Origin of the sequence: Microbacterium sp. NPDC058021 (assembly GCF_042885955.1) — a bacterium.
Classification (GTDB): Bacteria; Actinomycetota; Actinomycetes; order Actinomycetales; family Microbacteriaceae; genus Microbacterium.
Genome location: NZ_JBHVRF010000002.1, coordinates 507,420 through 525,587, shown reverse-complemented (window position 1 = coordinate 525,587; position 18,168 = coordinate 507,420). Strand labels below are relative to the sequence as shown.

Here is an 18,168-nt window from a genome sequence, read left to right as displayed (position 1 = left end):
CTCAGAAGACCGTCAGCACCAGCTCGTCCCCGGCGAAGGACACCACACCGCGCAGCGTCCAGTCGTCGGTGCGGTAGGTCACGGCGTCTGCGGTGCCCTCGCGATTGGTGCCCGCGGCGGTGACCACCACGGCACCGCCCGTCGCGGTGAAGGTGAGGGAGGCGGCGTCGATCGCCAGCACCGGGTAGGCGTCGATGCGGGTCTGGAGCGTGTCGAGCGCCGTGAGATCGGCCGGCCACGGCACCTGCAGTCCGCAGCGGTCGGGGAGGGTCTCGGCCGGTGCCACGCAGGCGTCGGCGTAGGCGTCGAGTTGCGGCTGTGCGCGCGCGGCGGCATCGGGGGAGAGGGTGGCGTCGATGGCCGCCGAGAGCGGCTGCGCATTGGTGGCGGCGACAGTGGTGGCGCCGTCGAGGAAATCGGTGGGAGCCGCCTGCAGCGAATACACCGCCGGAAGCAGCGACACGACGCCCTCCTCCCCGAGCGGCAGCACCGCGTCGCCGACGCTCACGGCGTCGCCGAGCGTGGTCGCGACGTCGACCGTGGCGAGATGGTCGCTCAGCATCCAGGTGCCCGATGCGTCGGTCAGGGTGAACCGCACCGTCGCGGGGGCGCCGTCGAGGGCGACCTCGGCGTGGAACTCGGTTCCCGCTTCGCCCGCGACGGCATCGGTCACGACCGGGTCGGCGAGGTAGGCGTCGGCGCCGGCGAAGGCCGCGAGCACCGCCTCGTCGGGTTCGGCCATGAGCTCGGCGACCGCATCGGCGTCGCCGGTCTCCAGCGCCTGCAGGTAGCGCTCGGCGACGGCGTCTGCCGATTCGGGACGGGTGAGGGCCCAGACCGTGACACCCGCGGCGATCACGACGGCCGCTCCGGTCGCGGCGAGGGCGATGAGGGGGCCGCGCTTCACCCCTCCACCGTATCGCCGGTGGTCGGGGGTGCGGGTTCGGCGGCCGCCCGCTCGTGACGTACGGCGCCGCTGAGCGCGTCGGCGATGTCGTCGACTGCGTCGCCCCACCGGCCCACCGACACGCGCTCCAGACCCTGCCAGCGGGCGGCCAGCAGCAGTTCCTGCGACAGGTGCTCGGCCGCGTGGGCGGGGCGCCCGTGCTCCCACCACGCCGACTGCACCAGCAGCGTGGATCGGGGGCGGTCGGACTTGAGATCCACCCGGCCCACGACGTCGTCACCCACCAGCAAGGGCAGCGAGTAATACCCGTAGCGGCGCTTGTGGGCGGGGGTGTAGATCTCGATGCGGTACTCGAAGCCGAACAGCCGCTCGGCACGATCGCGGAACCACACCACAGGGTCGAACGGGGTGAGCAGGGCCGTCGCGTCGACCCGGCGGGGGAGCGCCGCGTCGCGATGCCGCCAGGCGACGGCCGGCCGCCCGGCCGTCTCCCAGCCGGCCACGGTGACCGGCTCCAGCGTGCCCGCATCGACGAGGTCGTTCACGGCCCGCAGCACAGCGGCACGGTCGGCGATGCGCCAGTAGTCGGCGAGGTCGGATGCCGTGGCGACGCCGTACGCGGCCGCCGCGCGCCCCACGAGCTCGCGGATGGCAGCCGCCCGGGGGACGGGAACCCTGGCGGCATCCGGGATCACATCCTCGGCGAGGGCGTACGTGCGCTCGAAACCGCGCCGGCCGGCGACGGCCACTTCGCCGAAGAGCCACAGGTACTCCAGCGACCGCTTGACGACGTCCCAGTCCCACCAGGGTCCGCGCTGCCCCGTCTTGGACTCATGGTCGATCTGGGCGGGGCGGAGCGGCCCGCGCGCGGCCAGTTGCGCCCGCACGTCCTCGACCACGCCCCGGTGCTCGTGGAACCACCGCTCGGCGCGCTGGCCGTAGCGGGCGCGCAGATCGTCGTGCCGGAAGGCGAACAGCCCCCAGTCGCCGGTCGGGATGAACGACGCCACGTGCGCCCAGTACTCGGTGTACGGGGCGCGGCGGGCGAACAGGAGCCGGTCGAGGAGGGCGGTGTCGTACGCGCCCAACCGGGAGAACAGCGGCAGGTAGTGCGAACGCGCGAAGACGTTCACCGAATCGATCTGCAGTGTCGCCATGCGCGCGAGCGCGAGGTTGAGCTGCCGCGTCCCGGCCACCGCCGGGCGCGGCCGGGCGAAGCCCTGCGCAGCGAGGGCGATGCGCCGCGCCTCCGCCCCGCTCAGGGTGGCGGAGCGCTTCGGGGCGAGGGTGGGGGACACGGCCGAAAGCCTAGCGACGCCTTCCGACGCCGGCAGGCGCGCATCGGGCGCCGAGCCGGCGACCCTAGAATGACGAGGTGACCGGCTCCGAGGAAAAGCCGCGCAACGTCTTCTTCGACGCCGTGCGGCGCAAGAACACGACCAGCGACATCGCCGCGGGCCTGCCCCACGGGCTGCGGGTCGCGACGGCGTACGCGTGGCGGTTCCTCGTGATCGCTGCCGCCATCGGCGTGGCCATCTGGCTCGTCATCCAGCTGAAGCTGCTGGTGATCCCGCTGCTCGTGGCGATCCTCGTCACCGCGCTCATCTGGCCGGTGTTCAGCTTCATGCTGCGCCGCCGCCTGCCCCGGTGGCTCGCGATCGTCATCTCGGTCGTCGGCACGCTCGCCGTCGTCACGGGCCTGCTGTGGCTCGCCGTCTGGCAGGTCTCCCGCCAGTTGTCGTCGGTGCAGGGTCGCACCGTCGAAGCGATCGACCAGCTGCGCGAGTACCTCATCGCCGGCCCGCTGCACCTGACCGCCGAGCAGATCGACAACCTGCTCGAGCAGGGAGTCCAGCTGCTGGAGCAGCAGGCCGAGCTGCTGTGGTCGGGAGCCCTCGCGATCGGCAGCACGGTGGGTCACGTCGCCACCGGGACGCTCCTGACCATTTTCATCCTGCTGTGCATCCTCGCCGACGGCGGTGGCATCTGGCGCTGGACCGTGCGGCTCTTCCCGCAGCGCGCGCGACCCGCCGTCGACGGCGCCGGCCGCGCCGGCTGGGTCACCGTCATCAACTACGCGCGCACCCAGCTCCTCGTCGCGACGATCGATGCCATCGGCATCGGCCTGGGCGCGTTCCTGCTCGGCGTGCCGCTGGCGATCCCGGTGGCCGTGCTGGTGTTCCTCGGCGCCTTCGTGCCGTTCGTCGGCGCGGTGCTCACCGGCGCCGTCGCGGTGTTCCTGGCACTGGTCTACAACGGGCCGTGGATCGCGTTCTGGATGCTCGTGGTGGTGCTGGGCGTGCAGCAGCTGGAAGGCCACGTGCTGCAGCCGCTGCTCATGGGCTCGGCCGTGAAGGTGCATCCGCTCGCCGTCGTGCTCGTCGTCGCCGGCGGCGCGATGGTCGGCGGCATCCCCGGCGCCCTCTTCGCGGTGCCGCTGGCAGCGTTCGTCAACGTCGTCTGGATCTACCTGTCCCGACGAGGCTGGGAGACCGGCGCACCACCGCGCCCCGACGATCTCATCTGGAGCACCGTGCCCCGCGACTGGAGGAACCCCGCGTGACCACCCCCACCCTGGCGGAGATCGAGGATGCCGCCGAGGCGCTGCGCGGCGTGATCGTGCGCACCCCGCTGGAAGAGTCGGACCACCTCAGCGAACTGCTGGGGGTGCCCGTGCAGCTCAAGCTCGAGAACCTGCAGCGCACCGGCTCGTTCAAGATCCGCGGCGCGACCTACCGGCTGTCCCGGCTGACGCCCGAGGAGCGCGCCCGGGGCGTCGTGGCCGCCTCCGCCGGCAACCACGCGCAGGGCGTCGCCCTGGCGGCGCAGAAGCTCGGCATCGCCGCCACCATCTTCATGCCGCTGGGCGTGCCCGTGCCCAAGCTCATGGCGACCCGCGGCTACGGCGCGGACGTCATCCTCGAAGGCGACACGGTCGAGACCCCGCTGCGCCTGGCGGCGGAGTTCGCCGAGCGCACCGGCGCGGTGCTCATCCACCCGTTCGACCACGCAGACGTCATCGTCGGGCAGGGGACGCTCGGTCTGGAGCTCTGGGACGACGTGCCCGACCTCGACACCGTGATCCTCGGCATCGGCGGCGGGGGACTGGCCGCCGGCGTCGCCGCCGCCGTCAAGGCCCGCGCGGCCGCGGAGGGCCGCACCGTGCGCGTCATCGGCGTGCAGGCGGCCAATTCCGCCGCCTACCCGTCGTCGCTGCAGGCGGGGCACCCCCTCGCCGTCGCGACGACCCCCACGATCGCCGACGGCATCGCGGTCGCTCGTCCCGGAGATGTGCCGTTCGAGATCATCCGCGAACTCGTCGACGATGTGGTCACGGTGACCGACGACGACATCGCCCGCGCGCTGCTGCTGCTGCTCGAGCGGGCCAAGCAGGTCGTCGAACCGGCGGGCGCCGCCGGGGTCGCGGCGATCCTCGCCGGCAAGGTGCAGGCGTCGGGCACGACCGTGGTGGTGCTCTCCGGCGGCAACATCGACCCGCTGCTGCTGCAGCGGGTCGTCTCGCACGGCCTCGCGGCATCCGGTCGCTACATGACGCTGCAGATCCCGCTGCCCGACCGTCCCGGTCAGCTCGCGCGGGTGTCGGAGCTGCTGTCCATCGCGGGGGCGAACGTCATCGAGGTGCTGCACACCCGGCACGGCCAGGGACTGCAGATCAGTGAGGTGATCCTGCAGCTGAGCGTCGAGACGCGCGGCACGGAGCACCGCGCCCTCGTCATCAAGACGCTGGAGGATGCCGGCTACACCGCGACGATCCTGCCCGACTGAGCCGGGCAGGCCACGGTCACTGGCCGGTGTAGGTCTCGACCTTGACGATCTCGACGGGGATCGCACGCCCGTTCGGGGCGGTGTACGACGTCGAGTCGCCCTCCTTGAGGCCGAGGATGGCGGTGCCGAGCGGCGAGGCCTCGCTGTAGACGTCCAACTCGGAGTTGGCCGCGATCTCGCGGTTGCCGAGGAGGAACACCTCTTCGCCGCCGGCGACGATCGCCGTGACGACGGTGCCGGGCTCGACGACACCGGTGGATTCGGGGGCGACGCCGACCTTGGCGTTCTTGAGGAGGTGCTGGAGCGTGCGGATGCGCGCCTCCTGCTTGCCCTGCTCGTCCTTGGCCGCGTGGTAGCCGCCGTTCTCCTTGAGGTCGCCCTCTTCGCGGGCGGCCTCGATGCGCTTGGCGATCTCCTCGCGGCCCGTGGTCGACAGGTGCTCGAGCTCGGCGACGAGGCGGTCGTAGGCATCCTGCGTGAGGAAGGTCTCGGGGGCGTCGGTGGACACAGCGGTCTCCTTCAAGGGCGGGTGGTGGTGCACGGGCCTAAGCCAAACGCCCCGGCGACAGCCGGGGCGTGATACGTGGTGGAAATGCTACGCGACCCAGCAGGAGTGAAGCAAACCCGTCGTCGCCTCCGCGAGCGTGGGCACGGTCTCGGTGAAGGCGACGGCCTTGCCGCCTTCGACCTCGTGCTCCACGACGCGCCAGCCCACCACTCCGTGTTCCTCGTCCTGCGCCTCCAGGGCGCAGGCGACGGTGCCGTCGGCCGGAGCGACGACCTGGAAGGTGACCGTGACGGTGCGATCGTCGACGACGGCGTACCCGGTGGCATCCGCATCGACCGAGGCCATGCTCGTGGCGACCGTCGACCAGCCCAGTGCCACCGTGGCGGCCACGGCGACGACGCCCACGACGATCCACCAGGCGCGCGTCGCGCGGCGCGAGGTGCGCCGACCGTACCGCTCGTCCAGCAGCGCCTGATGCGTCGTCATGTGTGTCTCCGTGAGATTAGGCTTGCTTCAAGGTTAGGCGCTCCGGCGCGGAACGAGGTTTCTCCCATGCATGCTGCGATCGACATCCTCGCTGTGATCGCGGCGTCGGTGCCGACTCCCCAGTCCACCGTCGACCCCGAACTGGTCACTCCCGGCCCCTGGGGTTTCGCCGCCATCGCGTTCATCGCCCTCGCCGTCATCATGCTCGTGTGGGACATGCTCCGCCGGGTGCGCCGTGGCCGCTACCGCGACGAGGTGCGCGAGGACCTCGACGCCCAGCAGCTCGCGCAGGAGAGCGCGGAGAAGACCGACGGCTCGGACGACACCGGAGCGCCCCGCTCCTGATCAGCCCGCGTGGTAGGCGGGGTGCAGTGCGATGAGCAGGCACGCCGTCCAGTGGCAGAGGAACGCCAGCACGGTGCACACGTGGAAGATCTCGTGGAACCCGAAGTGCCCCGGCCATGGGTTCGGCCTCTTCATCGCGTAGACCACGGCGCCGCCGGTGTACAGCAGGCCGCCGATGACCACGAGCACCATCATGGCGACGTTGGCCTGCAGCAGGTCGCCGAGGTACATCACCGCGGCCCAGCCGAGCACGAGGTACAGCGCGACGTAGAGCCAGCGCGGTGCGTCGATCCAGAAGACCCGGAACAGGATGCCGAGGATCGCGCCGCCCCAGACCAGCGACAGCAGGAGCACGGTCTTCGGGGTGGGCAGGGCCAGCACCGCGATGGGGGTGTACGTGCCGGCGATCAGCAGCAGGATGTTGGCGTGGTCGATGCGCTTGAGCACCGCGAGCGTGCGCGGCTGCCAGTTGAAGCGGTGGTACAGCGCGGAGTTGCCGAAGAGCAGCAGCGACGTGACCATGAAGACCGCCGATGCCCACTTGGCGGGCTCGCCCTGCGCGAGGCTGATCAGCACGATCCCCGCGACGATCGCCACGGGGAACGTCGCGGCATGGATCCAGCCGCGCCACGTGGGTTTGAGATCGGCGTGCGCACTGACGGCGCCGGCGTCGATGAGCGGCAGTTCGGGCATGTGAGCGCCCTCTGATCTGATGCGTCGGGACACGTGTCCAGCCTAACCGCCGACGTATGCCGTTGCGGTTTCGCACGTGCCTCGGCGTCGGAGCGATAGCGTTAGGGGGTGAGCATGCGCGGGGCGAACGAGGGGCGCGGCCCCCTCTACCGGTTGTACATCTCCCGCCTGCGCCGTCAGCTCGCCGGGGCCACCGTGCCGCACCACGTCGCGATGATGATCGACGGCAATCGCCGATGGGCGCGTCAGCTGGGCTACGCCAGCGCCGCGCAGGGTCATCGCGCGGGGGCGGCGAAGATGCACGAGTTCCTGCGATGGTGCGACGACCTCGGCATTCCCGTGGTCTCGCTCTACCTGCTGTCCACCGACAATCTGCGCAAACGCGATTCCCAGGAGCTGGCCGATCTCATCGAGATCATCGCCGAGCTGGCGGAGGAGCTCTCCCACGAGCCCGGCTGGCGGGTGCGTCCGGTCGGGCGCACCGATCTGCTGCCGCCGGAGCTGGCCCGCGTGCTGGCCGACGTCGACGAGCGCACCCGCGACAACACCGGACTGCATGTGAATCTGGCGGTCGGCTACGGCGGGCGCAGCGAGATCGTGGATGCCGTGCGGAGCATCATCGCCCAGCATGACGAGAACGGCGGGTCGCTCGAGGAGCTCGCGGCCAGTCTCACCCCCGAGCAGATCGGCGAGCACCTGTACACCGGGGGACAGCCCGACCCCGACCTCGTCATCCGCACGTCGGGGGAGCAGCGGCTGAGCGACTTCCTGCTGTGGCAGTCGGCCCACAGCGAGTTCTACTTCGTCGAGGCCCTCGGCCCGGACCTGCGCGAGGTCGACTTCCTGCGCGCCATCCGCGACTACGCGACCCGGGATCGGCGCTTCGGCAGCTGAGCGGGCATGCAACCGTTCGGCGCGCCGTGAGACAATGGGGATGTGACCGGGCTGGAGTCGTATCTTGATTCGTTCGACGCGGAGCCGGGGTATCTCGACTGGGCCGCGTTCGGGCCGCTTTCCCCATCGGTGCGTGCCGAGGCACAGGCCGATGCCGAACTGCTGGGTGCAGGACGCACGAGCGGCATAGACCTCGTGTTCGCGCGCGCCGACGAGGCCCGCGCGCTCCTGGCCGAGCTGCTGGGCACCACCGACGAGCACGTCACCCTGCAGCCGTCGACCTCGCACGGGCTGCAGCAGGCGATCTATGGACTCTCCGGTGGCATCCTCATCTCGTCGCGGGAGTTCCCGAGCCTCACCGTGACCGCCCAGCGGGCGAGCGCGCTCGGTGGCGCCGAACCGTACTGGTTCGACCCCACCGACGGGTTCGTGACACCGGAGGCAGTGCGCGACGCGCTCACCGACGACATCACCGCCGTGGCCGTCAGCCTCGTCGACTACCGCACCGGGTTCCTCGCCGACCTGAGCGCGCTGCGCGATGTCATCGGCGACCGCCTGCTGATCGTCGACGCCATGCAGGGTTTCGGCGTCGTGGATGCCGATTACAGTGCCGCAGACGTGGTCTGCGCCAACGGCTACAAGTGGCTGCGCGCCGGGCGCGGCACGGGCTTCGCGTCCTTCTCCGACCGTGCCGTGGAGCGCATCTCCCCGGTACTGTCCGGCTTCGCCGCCGCCGGCGGCGTGCTCGGCTCGTTCCCGGTGGCCCCGCCGGTGGAGGGTGCGCAGGCGTTCGCGGTGACCGCGCCCGACCACCTCGCTGCGGCGCGGCTGGCGACCGGGGTGCGCGACGTCCGCGACGCCGGGGTGGCGCGCATCGCGGAGATCGTCCGCGGCCGCGCGAGCGACATCGTGGCGGTCGCCGAGCAGTACGGCCTCCCGGTGGTCACCCCGCGTGACCCGCAGCACCACGCCGGCATCGTCTCGCTCTCACCCGAACCCGAGGACACCGCGCCGCTGGCCGCGGCGATGGCCAATCACGGGGTGGCGGCATCGCTGCGCTCGGGGCTCGTGCGCATCGGCGCCCACGCCGGCAACGGCGCGGAGTCGCTGCGGATGCTCACCGACGCGCTGGCCGAGTTCGCCGGCTCCCGACGGATCTGACCGGAACGTCATCTGAGCGTCACGTACCCCGGGCGTGTCGGTAACCGCGGTGTGACCGACGGGACGTACGTTGTTGCCAACGGGCAAGGCGCCCGTCGGGTCGGCCTGAAGGACTGCGACTCGTGGCCCCTGGTCGACTCGTGACTGCCGGGAACGCACCCGGGTCGGGAGTGGGTTGTGACCACACGAGCACCACACATGCAGCAGGGCCGGAGCACACACGCCGGCATCTCGGACGACCAGGATCTTCGTACCTACGTGCTCGACACGTCGGTGCTGTTGAGTGATCCGCGGGCGTTCTTCCGCTTCGCCGAGCATTCCGTCGTCATCCCGGTCGTCGTCATCACCGAGCTCGAGGGCAAACGCCACGACCCGGAGATCGGCTACTTCGCGAGGCAGGCGCTGCGCCACCTCGATGAGCTGCGGGTCGAGCACGGCCGCCTCGACTTCCCGGTGCCGGTCGGCACCGGCGGGACGCTGCGCGTGGAGCTGACCAACACCGACCCCACCGTGCTGCCCGCCGGCATGCGCCTGGGCGACAACGACACCCGCATCCTCGCCGTCGCGATGCACATCGCGCAGGAAGGGCAGGAAGTCACCGTCGTGTCCAAGGACCTGCCGATGCGCGTCAAGGCCGCGTCGCTGGGCATTCCGGCGGAGGAATATCTCGCCGAGCAGGCCGTGGACTCGGGGTGGACGGGCATCGCCGCCCTCGATGTCTCCGGCGACGACCTGAGTGACCTGTACGAGACCGAGGTGGCCAGCAGCGACGCCGTCACCGGGTTGCCGGTGAACACCGGGCTCATCATCCACTCCGAACGCGGTTCCGCGCTCGGGCGGGTGACCGGCGACGGCGGCTACCGGCTGGTGCGCGGCGACCGCGAGGTGTTCGGTCTGCACGGCCGCTCCGCCGAGCAGCGCATCGCGATCGATCTGCTGCTGGACCCCGACGTGGGGATCGTCTCCCTCGGCGGACGTGCCGGAACCGGCAAATCCGCGCTCGCGCTGTGCGCCGGCCTCGAAGCGGTGCTGGAGCGGCAGCAGCAGAAGCGCATCATCGTCTTCCGGCCGCTGTTCGCCGTGGGCGGGCAGGAGCTCGGCTACCTGCCGGGCGACCAGCAGGAGAAGATGGGCCCCTGGGGGCAGGCGGTGTTCGACACCCTCGGGTCGATCGTCTCGGCCAACGTCGTCGAAGAGGTCATCGCCCGCGGCATCCTCGAGGTGCTCCCGCTCACCCACATCCGCGGACGTTCGCTGCACGACGCGTTCGTCATCGTGGACGAGGCGCAGTCGCTGGAGCGGAACGTGCTGCTGACGGTGCTGAGCCGGGTGGGGCAAAACTCCCGCGTCGTCCTCACCCACGACGTCGGTCAGCGCGACAACCTGCGGGTCGGTCGACACGACGGCGTGGCCTCGGTGATCGAGACGCTCAAGGGGCATGACCTGTTCGGGCACGTCACGCTGACCCGCTCGGAGCGCTCGGCCATCGCGGCGCTCGTGACGGACCTGCTGGAGGCCGGTGAACTCAGCTGACGGGGACTGAGCAGAATGAGAACAATCTCATGGCTTAGGGCTCCCATCTGCCGCCCACATGCGTGACCATAGGGGTACCGCAGAAGCGGAAGCGCGAAGACCCCCAGCTTCGCCCCACGAGAACCCCCGGCGCCACAGGCCCGGGGGTTCTCGGCATTGGAGACCGTGGCGAGGGCCGCGCGGCCGCTCATTCCCAGCGGTAGCCGGCACCGCGCACGGTGCTGATGCGCTCGGGTCCGAACTTCGAACGCAGATAGCGCACGTACACGTCGACGACGTTGGATCCGGGATCGAAGTCGAGCCCCCAGACGCGGCTGAGCAGGGTCTCGCGGCTGAGCACTTCACCGGCGTTGCGCAGGAACTGCTCGGCGAGGGCGAACTCCCGCGCCGACAGGTCCACCTCGCGATCGTTGATCGTCGCGCGACGCGCGAGCACGTCGAGCGTGACGTCGCCGCGGGTGATCACGCCGGTGGCGGCGGCGCTCTCGCGCAGTCGCGAACGCACGCGGGCGAGGAGTTCGGCCACGACGAACGGCTTCGAGACGTAGTCGTTCGCACCGGCATCCAACCCGTCGACGGTGTCGCGGGTGCCCGAGCGGGCGGTGAGGATGATGACGGGCACGGTCGACCCGTGTGCGCGAAGGCGGCGCAGCACCTCGATGCCGTCCATGCCGGGAAGGCCCACGTCGAGCACGACCAGGTCGATGTCCGGCTCGACGGCGCGGGTCAGCGCATCGGGTCCGGTCTCGGCGACCACCACCTCGTGCCCCTCGGCCGTCAGTGCACGGCCGACCAGCGCGGCGATGTGAGGCTCGTCGTCGACGACCAGAATGCGCGTCATGCGCTTGCCTCTCTCTGCAACACGACATCGCCGGCCCGCACCGGCGCGGGTGCGGCGGCTCCCGTACCCAGTGGCACGGCGATCGTGAAGGTCGCCCCGCCCCCGGGTGTGTCCGCAACAGTACAGTGACCGCCGTGCGCGCGGGCGATCGTGTCCACGATCGCGAGCCCGAGGCCCGACCCGCCGACACTGCGTTTGCCGGCGGCGCGGTCGAAGCGGCGGAAGATGCGGTGCCGTGACGCCGGCGGGATGCCGGGACCGTGGTCCCGCACCCACAGCTGCGCGCCATCGGCGTGCAGGGCGCTGCCGATCTCGACCGACGAGCCGTCGGGGGTGTATTTGGCCGCGTTGTCGGCCAGCTGCAGCCAGGCCTGCAGCAGGCGGTCACGGTCACCGCGGATGCGACCGACGGCACGGTGCTCCACGGTCCACGTGTGCCCGGGGATGACCGACACCAGCTCGCCGACGCGCTGGGTGAGCGCGGCGATGTCGATGATGGAGAACGAGTACGAATCCCCGTCGACGGCGGCGAGCAGGTCGATGTCGTTCACGAGCCTGGTCATGCGGTCCAGCTCCGCGATGCCGATGTCGCGGACGGCGGCGACATCGGCGGGATCGTCGGGGTTCATCGTCTCCAGGTGACCGCGCACGATCGTGATCGGGGTCTTCAGCTCGTGGCGCACATCGTCGAGCAGGCGCCGCTGCGCGTCGAACGACGCCTCCCACTGCTCGGCCGCGTCGCCCTCGACGGCCGGTGTGTCGGCCGCGGGCTGCACGGCCAGCCAGTAGGCGACTCCCACCGCGGCGAGGCCGACGAGCGCCGTCGTCGCGAATGCGCCGATCGCGAGGACCAGCCGCGCGGGCTGGACCTCGCCGCCGATGGTGAAGACGAGCACGGTGGCGGCGCCGGCCATCGTGAAGCCGGCCCCGGCCACCCCGAGGACGATCCCCAGGATGCGGCGCTGCGCGCGGCTGTGCCGTGGCGTGCGGTTCACTCTCCGATTATCAACCCGGGCGGGTCATCGAGAGCAGGTCGAGTTTCTCGTCGAGCTGCGCCTCGGTGAGCTCGCCGCGTTCGACGTACCCGAGTTCGATGACGGCTTCGCGCACCGTGATGCCACGGGCCACGGCGTGCTTGGCGATTTTCGCCGCCGCTTCGTAGCCGATGAGCTTGTTCAGCGGCGTGACGATCGAGGGCGACATGCCCGCGAAGGCGGCCGCCCGCTCGAGGTTGGCCTGGAGCCCGTCGATGGTCTTGTCGGCGAGCACACGCATCGCGTTGGAGAGCAGGCGGATCGATTCCAGCAGGGCCGTCCCCATCACCGGGATGGCCACGTTGAGCTCGAACGAGCCCGAGGCTCCTGCCCACGCGACGGTGGCGTCGTTGCCGATCACCCGGGCGCACACCATGAGGGTGGCCTCGGGGACGACGGGGTTGACCTTGCCCGGCATGATCGACGAACCCGGCTGCAGGTCGGGGATGTGGAGCTCCCCGAGACCGGTGTTCGGGCCGGAGCCCATCCAGCGCAGGTCGTTGTTGATCTTCGTCAGCGACACCGCGATGGTGCGCAACGCTCCGGAGGCCTCGACCAGCGCGTCGCGGTTGGCCTGCGCTTCGAAGTGGTCCTTGGCTTCGGTGATCGGCAGCTCCGTCTCGGATGCCAGCAGCGCGATGACCTTCTGCGGGAACCCGAGCGGGGTGTTGATGCCGGTGCCGACGGCGGTGCCGCCCAGCGGCACCTCCCCGACGCGGGCGAGCACGGCCTGCACCCGGTCGATGCCGAGGCGGATCTGGCGCGCGTAGCCGCCGAACTCCTGGCCGAGGGTCACGGGCGTGGCATCCATCAGGTGGGTGCGCCCGGACTTCACGGCGTCCTTCCACAGCTCGGCCTTCGCCTCGAGCGCGACCGCGAGGTGGTCAAGCGCCGGGATGAGGTCGTCGATGAGCGCCTGCGTGACGGCGATGTGGACGGAGGTGGGGAAGACGTCGTTGGACGACTGCGACGCGTTGACGTGGTCGTTGGGGTGCACGGTGGCACCGAGCTTGGTGGTCGCGAGGTTCGCGAGCACCTCGTTCATGTTCATGTTCGACGACGTGCCGCTGCCGGTCTGGTACGTGTCCACCGGGAAGTGCTCGTCATACTGGCCGGTGATGACGTCGTCGGCGGCCGCCGCGATCGCGTCGGCGATCGCGCCGTCGAGGGTGCCGAGCTCCTTGTTGGCCAGCGCCGCCGCCTTCTTGATGCGCGCGAGCGCGGCGATCTGCGTGGACTCCAGTCCGCTGCCCGAGATCGGGAAGTTCTCCACGGCACGCTGTGTCTGGGCGGCGTACAGCGCGTGCTTGGGCACCCGCACCTCGCCCATCGTGTCGTGTTCGATCCGGTATTCGGTCTCAGCCATGGCGGTCACGTCCTCGTTTCCTTTTGCTCGAAGTTCTGGTTTTCAGGCGTCGGCGACGACCGCGCCCACGATCACATCGGGGACGGCCGTGCCTTCGGACAGGCGGTAGTTGGCGCCGACGATCGCGACGCGTCCTTCGGCGATGGCCTCGCTGATGAGCTCCGACGACTGCAGGAGCGCGGCGATGGTCTCGCGCAGGTGCTCCCGGCCGACGTGGTCGGCGTCGACGGTCTCGGGCGTCACGCCGGCCTCCTTGCCGTCGCGCAGCACCCTACGCACGGCCGGCACGATCGGCGCGATCTGGCGCCACACGTGCACGGGGAGGGTGGGGGCATCCATCGAGGTGGAGTCGATCGCGGCGCGCACCGCGCCGCAGGCGTCATGCCCGAGCACGACGATCAGCGGCACTTCGAGCACCGCGACGGCGTACTCGAGGCTTCCGACGACGGACTCGGAGATGACCTGGCCGGCGTTGCGGATGACGAACAGGTCGCCCAGGCCCTCGTCGAAGATGATCTCGGCGGCCAGACGCGAGTCGGAGCAGCCGAACAGCGCGGCGCGGGGGAACTGCGAGCCGGCGGTCTCGTGACGGCGCTCGACGTTCTGGCGCGGATGCCGCGGCTCGCCCGCCACGAAGCGGGCATTACCCAGCTGCATCTCGTCCCAGGCCTGCTGCGGGGTGGGGCGCTGCCTCGTCTCGGTCACGGGGTCTCCTCGCGTAGGGCGCGGACGTCGTCCGCGACGCTCGCGGCGACCTCGGCGGCGGTGTCGGCATCGGTGCGGCCGTAGATCATGACCGTGTCGGCACCGGCGGGGGTGCTCAGCGCGTACGAGATGTTCGCGGTCGACGACGGTTCGGAGATCTCGTACACGGTCCACTCGAGGCCGTCGATCGTGGTGGTGCCGGTGGCGGATCGGCCCGACAGCAGGCGCGAGGGCCATGCGGCGTCGGCGTCGAAGCCCTGGGCGACGTTGATGAAGCCGCGGTCCGGCGCGTAGACGACCGTCCAGGCGCGGGTGGCCCCGTCGCCTTCGACCGTGGCGCGGTTGATCGTCCAGTCGTCGGGTGCATCGGGCACGATGACGGTGCGTTCCAGCGATGCCTGCACCTCGGCGGCCTCGGCTGCGACGTCGATGGGCTCGGCGGGCGGCATGGCGCCGCGGGGCACAGCGAAGACGATGACCAGCACGACGGCCAGTGTCACCAGGAGCGCGGCGATGCCGTTGCGGATCGTGCGGCTGTTGCGGTGGATGCGCGAGGACTCGGCCTTGCGGGCCGCCGTCTCCTCGGGGGTCTCCGGGCGCCCGAGCTCGGCGACGATGCGGGGGGAGGATGCCATCACGATGCCTCGGGCGACTGGGCGTCGGCACGGGCGGCGTCCAGACGTCGCTTGGCGCCGAGCAGCCACTGCTCGCAGTGGGCCGCGAGCGCCTCGCCGCGCACCCAGAGGGCCAGCGATTGCTCGAGGGTCGGCGCACCCTGCTCGAGTTCCGCCACGACGCGCACGAGCTCATCGCGGGCCTGCTCGAACGAGAGGGCGGCGACGTCGGGGGTGGCGTCGTCGCTGGCAGTCATGCCCTCCATCTTAGTTCGCCCCATCCGGCAGCCCTGCCGCGGCGGACTCCGCGATCTCGCCCTGCGACTCGGCTGCGAACGAGCCGCGGCCGACCGTTACGGTCACGCCGGCGCCGGCGGGTGCCTGGGCCGCGTCACGCACGATGACGCCGTCGGTGAGGTGCGCGATGGCGTAGCCGCGGGACAGGGTCGCTGCGGGGGAGAGGGCGCGCAGCGACGCGCGCAACTCGGCGGTCGTGCGCATCGCGGCATCCACCCGCCGGTCGACGATGTCCCGGCCGCGGGAGGCGTGGAACCAGACCTCCTGAGCCCGGCTGGTGAGCATGGTCTCGGGGTCGCGCAGCACGGGGCGCGAACGCAGCTGCTGCAGCTGGGCGATGTCGTGTCCGACCCGCTGGGTGAGGCGGGAGCCGGCGCGCGAGCGCAGCTGGCGCACGAGGGCGCGCTGCTCGGCCACGTCGGGGACGATGCGCTTGGCGGCGTCGGTGGGGGTGGAGGCGCGGAGGTCGGCCACGTCGTCCAGCAGCGGATGGTCGTTCTCGTGCCCGATGGCGCTGACGACGGGGGTGGATGCCGCGGCCACGGCCCGCAGCAGCTTCTCGTCGCTGAAGCCGAGGAGCGTCTGCGGGTCGCCGCCACCGCGGGCGATGACGATGACGTCGACATCGGGGTCGGCGTCGAGGCTCTGCAGCGCGGCGATGGTCTCGGGGACGCACCGTTCGCCTTGCACGGCGACGTGCACGGTGCGGAAGCTGACCGCCGGCCAGCGCAGCTCGGCGTTGCGGTGCACGTCCTTCTCGGCGTCGCTGCGCTCACCGGTGATGAGGCCGATGCGGTGCGGCAGGAACGGCAGCGGTCGCTTGCGGGACGCGTCGAACAGTCCCTCCGCACGCAGCTTGACGCGCAGGCGTTCGAGCTGGGCGAGCTGTTCGCCGAGGCCGACGTGCTTCATGCCGGAGACGATGAAGCTGAAGTCGCCGGTCTTGACGTAGAACTCGCTCTTGACGCACGCGACGACATGGTCGCCGGACTTCAGATCGACGGGGATGCGCTGGCGCGTGGTGGACCACAGCCGGAACGACAGCGACGCATCGGAGGAGAGGTCCTTCAACCGGCCGAACACGTTGCCGCCGCGCACGTTCCAGGACGTGATCTCGCCCTCGACCCACACCGCGCCCCACTTCTGCACGAAGTCGCGGATGGTCTCGTTCAGGCGCGAAACCGACGTCGGAGCCTCGGGTGTCGACGACCCGGGATGCACGGCATCGGCCGGCGGCGTCTGCCCCGGCGCGGGTTCGAACGTGGTCATATGCCTCTTCCCTCGCGGTGACCGGCCGATGCTCAGGCGCCGGCTCCTAGAATCAAGGGGTGAGCACCTCAGCCGTTCGACTGCCCATGCCCCGCATCCCGGGGCGGCGTGGCCTTCTCCAGGATAGGCCGGTGACCGGACACAAGCGGGTCCTGCTGGCCTCCCCGCGCGGCTACTGCGCCGGAGTGGACCGTGCCGTCATCGCTGTGGAGAAGGCGCTGCAGCGCTTCGGCGCGCCCGTGTACGTGCGCAAGCAGATCGTGCACAACATCCACGTCGTGACCGAACTCGAAGCGCAGGGCGCGATCTTCGTCGAAGAGGTCGACGAGGTGCCGCCGGGGTCTCACGTGGTCTTCAGCGCGCACGGTGTGTCTCCTGCCGTGGTGTCGGCGGCATCCGATCGCGGTCTGCAGGCGATCGATGCGACCTGCCCGCTCGTGACCAAGGTGCATCGCGAGGCGGTGCGCTTCGCCCGCGACGACTTCGAGATCCTGCTGATCGGTCACGACGGTCACGAAGAGGTCGAGGGAACCGCCGGTGAGGCACCCGACCACGTGACGGTCGTCAACTCGCCCGCCGACGCGGACCTGGTGGAGGTGCGCGACCCGTCGAAGGTCGTGTGGCTCTCGCAGACCACGCTCTCGGTCGACGAGACGATGGAGACGGTGCGGCGGCTGCGCGAGCGGTTCCCCGAGCTGCAGGATCCGCCGTCGGACGACATCTGCTATGCCACCCAGAACCGCCAGGTGGCGATCAAGAAGGTCGCCGCCAACGCCGACCTCGTGATCGTCGTGGGCTCGGCGAACTCGTCCAACAGCGTGCGCCTGGTCGAAGTCGCCCTCGAGTACGGCGCCAAGGCGGCCTACCGCGTGGACTACGCCCACGAGGTGCAGCAGGAGTGGCTCGACGGCGTCGAGACGGTGGGGGTCACCAGCGGCGCCTCGGTGCCGGAGGTGCTCGTGCAGGAAGTGCTGGACGACCTCGCCGGCGCCGGATACCGCGACGTCGAGGAAGTGCGCACGGCCGAGGAGGACCTCATCTTCTCGCTGCCCAAGGAACTGCGCCAGGATTCCTCCGGCAAGCGCGACGACCGTGCGCTGGGCGGACGGAACCGCCCATGAGCGACCTCGACCCGCGACCCAGGCCGCAGTACGGCGAGTACGCGACGCCCGAGGAGCAGCGGGCGCGCATCGCGCAGCCCCATGCGACCGACGCGCTGTCGGCAGGTGTCGCCCCCGAGGTCGTGGCGCCGCCGCAGTACGGGGGTCCCGTCGCCCCGGCGACGACCTCGGCCGCGCGTCCGTCGCGCACCGCCGACCGGATCATCACCCTCGTGCTGCTCGCCTACGGTCTGCTGACGGTGCTCGTGTCGGCGCCGCAGATGATCGACGTGGGCGCGTTCGCGCAGACGCTCTTCCAGACCCTCGGCGTCGACGCCCAGCTGTCCGACCCGGCCTCCGCGCGGGGCTGGGGCATCGCCGGGGCGGCGGTGCTGGCGATCGGCTGGCTGCTGACGGCGTGGCTGTCGTGGCGGGGGCTGCGTGCGCGCCGGGTGACCTGGTGGATTCCGCTGGTCGGCGGCATCGTGTGCAACCTCGTCTCGGGCGCGCTCATGCTCGTGCCGATCATGAGCGACTCCGCCGCGTGGGAGACCGTGCAGCGCACCCTCACCGGCTGAGCCCGCCCGCGCGCCGCGCCCGCGCCGCGCCGCGCCCGCGCTGCTCCGGCG

20 protein-coding genes are annotated in these 18,168 nt (G+C 71.0%); 8 read left to right on the top strand and 12 right to left on the bottom strand.

The features are described 5' to 3' along the window. Position 1: 1 nt before the first annotated feature. Entirely contained in the window at positions 2–907 is a 906-nt protein-coding gene (locus ACFVR6_RS06060; RefSeq protein WP_386959836.1) for a hypothetical protein, read from the bottom strand. After that, the gene (locus ACFVR6_RS06055; RefSeq protein ID WP_386959834.1) at positions 904–2,205 is read right to left on the bottom strand and encodes a winged helix-turn-helix domain-containing protein; all 1,302 of its coding nucleotides are present in this window, start codon (positions 2,203–2,205) and stop codon (positions 904–906) included. Before ACFVR6_RS06055 ends, ACFVR6_RS06060 begins: the two co-directional genes overlap by 4 nt. A 77-nt stretch (positions 2,206–2,282) precedes the next feature. Here ACFVR6_RS06055 and ACFVR6_RS06050 point away from each other — a divergent pair, with 77 nt between their 5' ends. Both ACFVR6_RS06050 and ilvA read left to right on the top strand, forming a co-directional pair. Beyond that, complete coding sequence (locus ACFVR6_RS06050) at positions 2,283–3,470, top strand: AI-2E family transporter (RefSeq protein ID WP_386959831.1); 1,188 nt, start codon at positions 2,283–2,285, stop codon at positions 3,468–3,470. Then, positions 3,467–4,693 (top strand): threonine ammonia-lyase, encoded by a 1,227-nt coding sequence (gene ilvA / locus ACFVR6_RS06045; RefSeq protein WP_386959828.1) that lies wholly within the window; start codon positions 3,467–3,469, stop codon positions 4,691–4,693. The genes ACFVR6_RS06050 and ilvA overlap by 4 nt, the downstream gene beginning before the upstream one ends. 16 nt (positions 4,694–4,709) lie before the next feature. Here ilvA and greA read toward each other — a convergent pair whose 3' ends face one another. Continuing rightward, a complete protein-coding gene (gene greA / locus ACFVR6_RS06040; RefSeq protein ID WP_386959825.1) occupies positions 4,710–5,201 on the bottom strand; it encodes a transcription elongation factor GreA in 492 nt (163 codons plus the stop codon). 87 nt (positions 5,202–5,288) lie between these two features. Next, complete coding sequence (locus tag ACFVR6_RS06035) at positions 5,289–5,687, bottom strand: DUF4307 domain-containing protein (protein WP_386959822.1); 399 nt, start codon at positions 5,685–5,687, stop codon at positions 5,289–5,291. A 66-nt stretch (positions 5,688–5,753) separates the two neighbouring features. On the opposite strand from ACFVR6_RS06035, the gene ACFVR6_RS06030 reads away from it, so the two are divergent. Beyond that, complete coding sequence (locus tag ACFVR6_RS06030; protein WP_386959819.1) at positions 5,754–6,032, top strand: hypothetical protein; 279 nt, start codon at positions 5,754–5,756, stop codon at positions 6,030–6,032. Here ACFVR6_RS06030 and ACFVR6_RS06025 read toward each other — a convergent pair whose 3' ends face one another. Beyond that, positions 6,033–6,725 carry a PAQR family membrane homeostasis protein TrhA gene (locus ACFVR6_RS06025; protein WP_386959817.1) on the bottom strand — a complete coding sequence of 231 codons (693 nt, stop codon included), beginning with the start codon at positions 6,723–6,725 and terminating at the stop codon, positions 6,033–6,035. A gap of 114 nt (positions 6,726–6,839) precedes the next feature. Here ACFVR6_RS06025 and ACFVR6_RS06020 point away from each other — a divergent pair, with 114 nt between their 5' ends. From ACFVR6_RS06020 to ACFVR6_RS06010, 3 genes are all read left to right on the top strand, one after another. Beyond that, positions 6,840–7,619, top strand: a complete 780-nt coding sequence (locus tag ACFVR6_RS06020) for an isoprenyl transferase (protein ID WP_386960290.1) — start codon at positions 6,840–6,842, stop codon at positions 7,617–7,619. Between the two features lie 42 nt (positions 7,620–7,661). Next, positions 7,662–8,780, top strand: a complete 1,119-nt coding sequence (locus ACFVR6_RS06015; RefSeq protein ID WP_386959814.1) for an aminotransferase class V-fold PLP-dependent enzyme — start codon at positions 7,662–7,664, stop codon at positions 8,778–8,780. A gap of 198 nt (positions 8,781–8,978) precedes the next feature. After that, complete coding sequence (locus tag ACFVR6_RS06010; RefSeq protein ID WP_386959811.1) at positions 8,979–10,313, top strand: PhoH family protein; 1,335 nt, start codon at positions 8,979–8,981, stop codon at positions 10,311–10,313. Positions 10,314–10,500: 187 nt separating this feature from the next. Here ACFVR6_RS06010 and ACFVR6_RS06005 read toward each other — a convergent pair whose 3' ends face one another. Genes ACFVR6_RS06005 through xseA form a run of 7 tightly spaced genes read right to left on the bottom strand, consistent with a single transcriptional unit; the run spans position 10,501 to position 16,439 of the window. Beyond that, positions 10,501–11,154, bottom strand: a complete 654-nt coding sequence (locus ACFVR6_RS06005; protein ID WP_386959808.1) for a response regulator transcription factor — start codon at positions 11,152–11,154, stop codon at positions 10,501–10,503. Beyond that, the gene (locus tag ACFVR6_RS06000) at positions 11,151–12,149 is read right to left on the bottom strand and encodes a sensor histidine kinase (RefSeq protein WP_386959806.1); all 999 of its coding nucleotides are present in this window, start codon (positions 12,147–12,149) and stop codon (positions 11,151–11,153) included. Before ACFVR6_RS06000 ends, ACFVR6_RS06005 begins: the two co-directional genes overlap by 4 nt. 10 nt (positions 12,150–12,159) lie before the next feature. Then, positions 12,160–13,554, bottom strand: coding sequence for a class II fumarate hydratase (locus ACFVR6_RS05995; RefSeq protein WP_386959803.1), 1,395 nt, complete (start codon positions 13,552–13,554; stop codon positions 12,160–12,162). Between the two features lie 42 nt (positions 13,555–13,596). After that, positions 13,597–14,211 carry a carbonic anhydrase gene (locus ACFVR6_RS05990; RefSeq protein WP_386960287.1) on the bottom strand — a complete coding sequence of 205 codons (615 nt, stop codon included), beginning with the start codon at positions 14,209–14,211 and terminating at the stop codon, positions 13,597–13,599. 44 nt (positions 14,212–14,255) lie between these two features. After that, the gene (locus ACFVR6_RS05985; protein ID WP_386959800.1) at positions 14,256–14,894 is read right to left on the bottom strand and encodes a DUF4245 family protein; all 639 of its coding nucleotides are present in this window, start codon (positions 14,892–14,894) and stop codon (positions 14,256–14,258) included. Continuing rightward, positions 14,894–15,130, bottom strand: a complete 237-nt coding sequence (locus tag ACFVR6_RS05980; RefSeq protein ID WP_386959797.1) for an exodeoxyribonuclease VII small subunit — start codon at positions 15,128–15,130, stop codon at positions 14,894–14,896. The genes ACFVR6_RS05985 and ACFVR6_RS05980 overlap by 1 nt, the downstream gene beginning before the upstream one ends. A gap of 10 nt (positions 15,131–15,140) precedes the next feature. Further along, positions 15,141–16,439 carry an exodeoxyribonuclease VII large subunit gene (xseA, locus tag ACFVR6_RS05975; protein WP_386959794.1) on the bottom strand — a complete coding sequence of 433 codons (1,299 nt, stop codon included), beginning with the start codon at positions 16,437–16,439 and terminating at the stop codon, positions 15,141–15,143. A gap of 86 nt (positions 16,440–16,525) precedes the next feature. On the opposite strand from xseA, the gene ACFVR6_RS05970 reads away from it, so the two are divergent. Both ACFVR6_RS05970 and ACFVR6_RS05965 read left to right on the top strand, forming a co-directional pair. Then, positions 16,526–17,560, top strand: coding sequence for a 4-hydroxy-3-methylbut-2-enyl diphosphate reductase (locus tag ACFVR6_RS05970; RefSeq protein ID WP_386960284.1), 1,035 nt, complete (start codon positions 16,526–16,528; stop codon positions 17,558–17,560). After that, positions 17,557–18,117 carry a DUF6264 family protein gene (locus tag ACFVR6_RS05965; RefSeq protein ID WP_386959791.1) on the top strand — a complete coding sequence of 187 codons (561 nt, stop codon included), beginning with the start codon at positions 17,557–17,559 and terminating at the stop codon, positions 18,115–18,117. The genes ACFVR6_RS05970 and ACFVR6_RS05965 overlap by 4 nt, the downstream gene beginning before the upstream one ends. The last annotated feature ends 51 nt before the right edge of the window (positions 18,118–18,168 follow it).

What these genes read in the sequence shown, in the direction of transcription:
- ACFVR6_RS06035 (WP_386959822.1), bottom strand. Translation starts at nt 5,687, where the DNA reads ATGACGACGCATCAGGCGCTGCTGGACGAGCGGTACGGTCGGCGCACC.
- ACFVR6_RS06030 (WP_386959819.1), top strand. Translation starts at nt 5,754, where the DNA reads ATGCATGCTGCGATCGACATCCTCGCTGTGATCGCGGCGTCGGTGCCG.
- ACFVR6_RS06025 (WP_386959817.1), bottom strand. Translation starts at nt 6,725, where the DNA reads ATGCCCGAACTGCCGCTCATCGACGCCGGCGCCGTCAGTGCGCACGCC.
- ACFVR6_RS06020 (WP_386960290.1), top strand. Translation starts at nt 6,840, where the DNA reads ATGCGCGGGGCGAACGAGGGGCGCGGCCCCCTCTACCGGTTGTACATC.
- ACFVR6_RS06010 (WP_386959811.1), top strand. Translation starts at nt 8,979, where the DNA reads ATGCAGCAGGGCCGGAGCACACACGCCGGCATCTCGGACGACCAGGAT.
- ACFVR6_RS06005 (WP_386959808.1), bottom strand. Translation starts at nt 11,154, where the DNA reads ATGACGCGCATTCTGGTCGTCGACGACGAGCCTCACATCGCCGCGCTG.
- ACFVR6_RS05995 (WP_386959803.1), bottom strand. Translation starts at nt 13,554, where the DNA reads ATGGCTGAGACCGAATACCGGATCGAACACGACACGATGGGCGAGGTG.
- ACFVR6_RS05990 (WP_386960287.1), bottom strand. Translation starts at nt 14,211, where the DNA reads ATGCAGCTGGGTAATGCCCGCTTCGTGGCGGGCGAGCCGCGGCATCCG.
- ACFVR6_RS05985 (WP_386959800.1), bottom strand. Translation starts at nt 14,894, where the DNA reads ATGGCATCCTCCCCCCGCATCGTCGCCGAGCTCGGGCGCCCGGAGACC.
- ACFVR6_RS05980 (WP_386959797.1), bottom strand. Translation starts at nt 15,130, where the DNA reads ATGACTGCCAGCGACGACGCCACCCCCGACGTCGCCGCCCTCTCGTTC.
- xseA (WP_386959794.1), bottom strand. Translation starts at nt 16,439, where the DNA reads ATGACCACGTTCGAACCCGCGCCGGGGCAGACGCCGCCGGCCGATGCC.
- ACFVR6_RS05970 (WP_386960284.1), top strand. Translation starts at nt 16,526, where the DNA reads ATGCCCCGCATCCCGGGGCGGCGTGGCCTTCTCCAGGATAGGCCGGTG.
- ACFVR6_RS05965 (WP_386959791.1), top strand. Translation starts at nt 17,557, where the DNA reads ATGAGCGACCTCGACCCGCGACCCAGGCCGCAGTACGGCGAGTACGCG.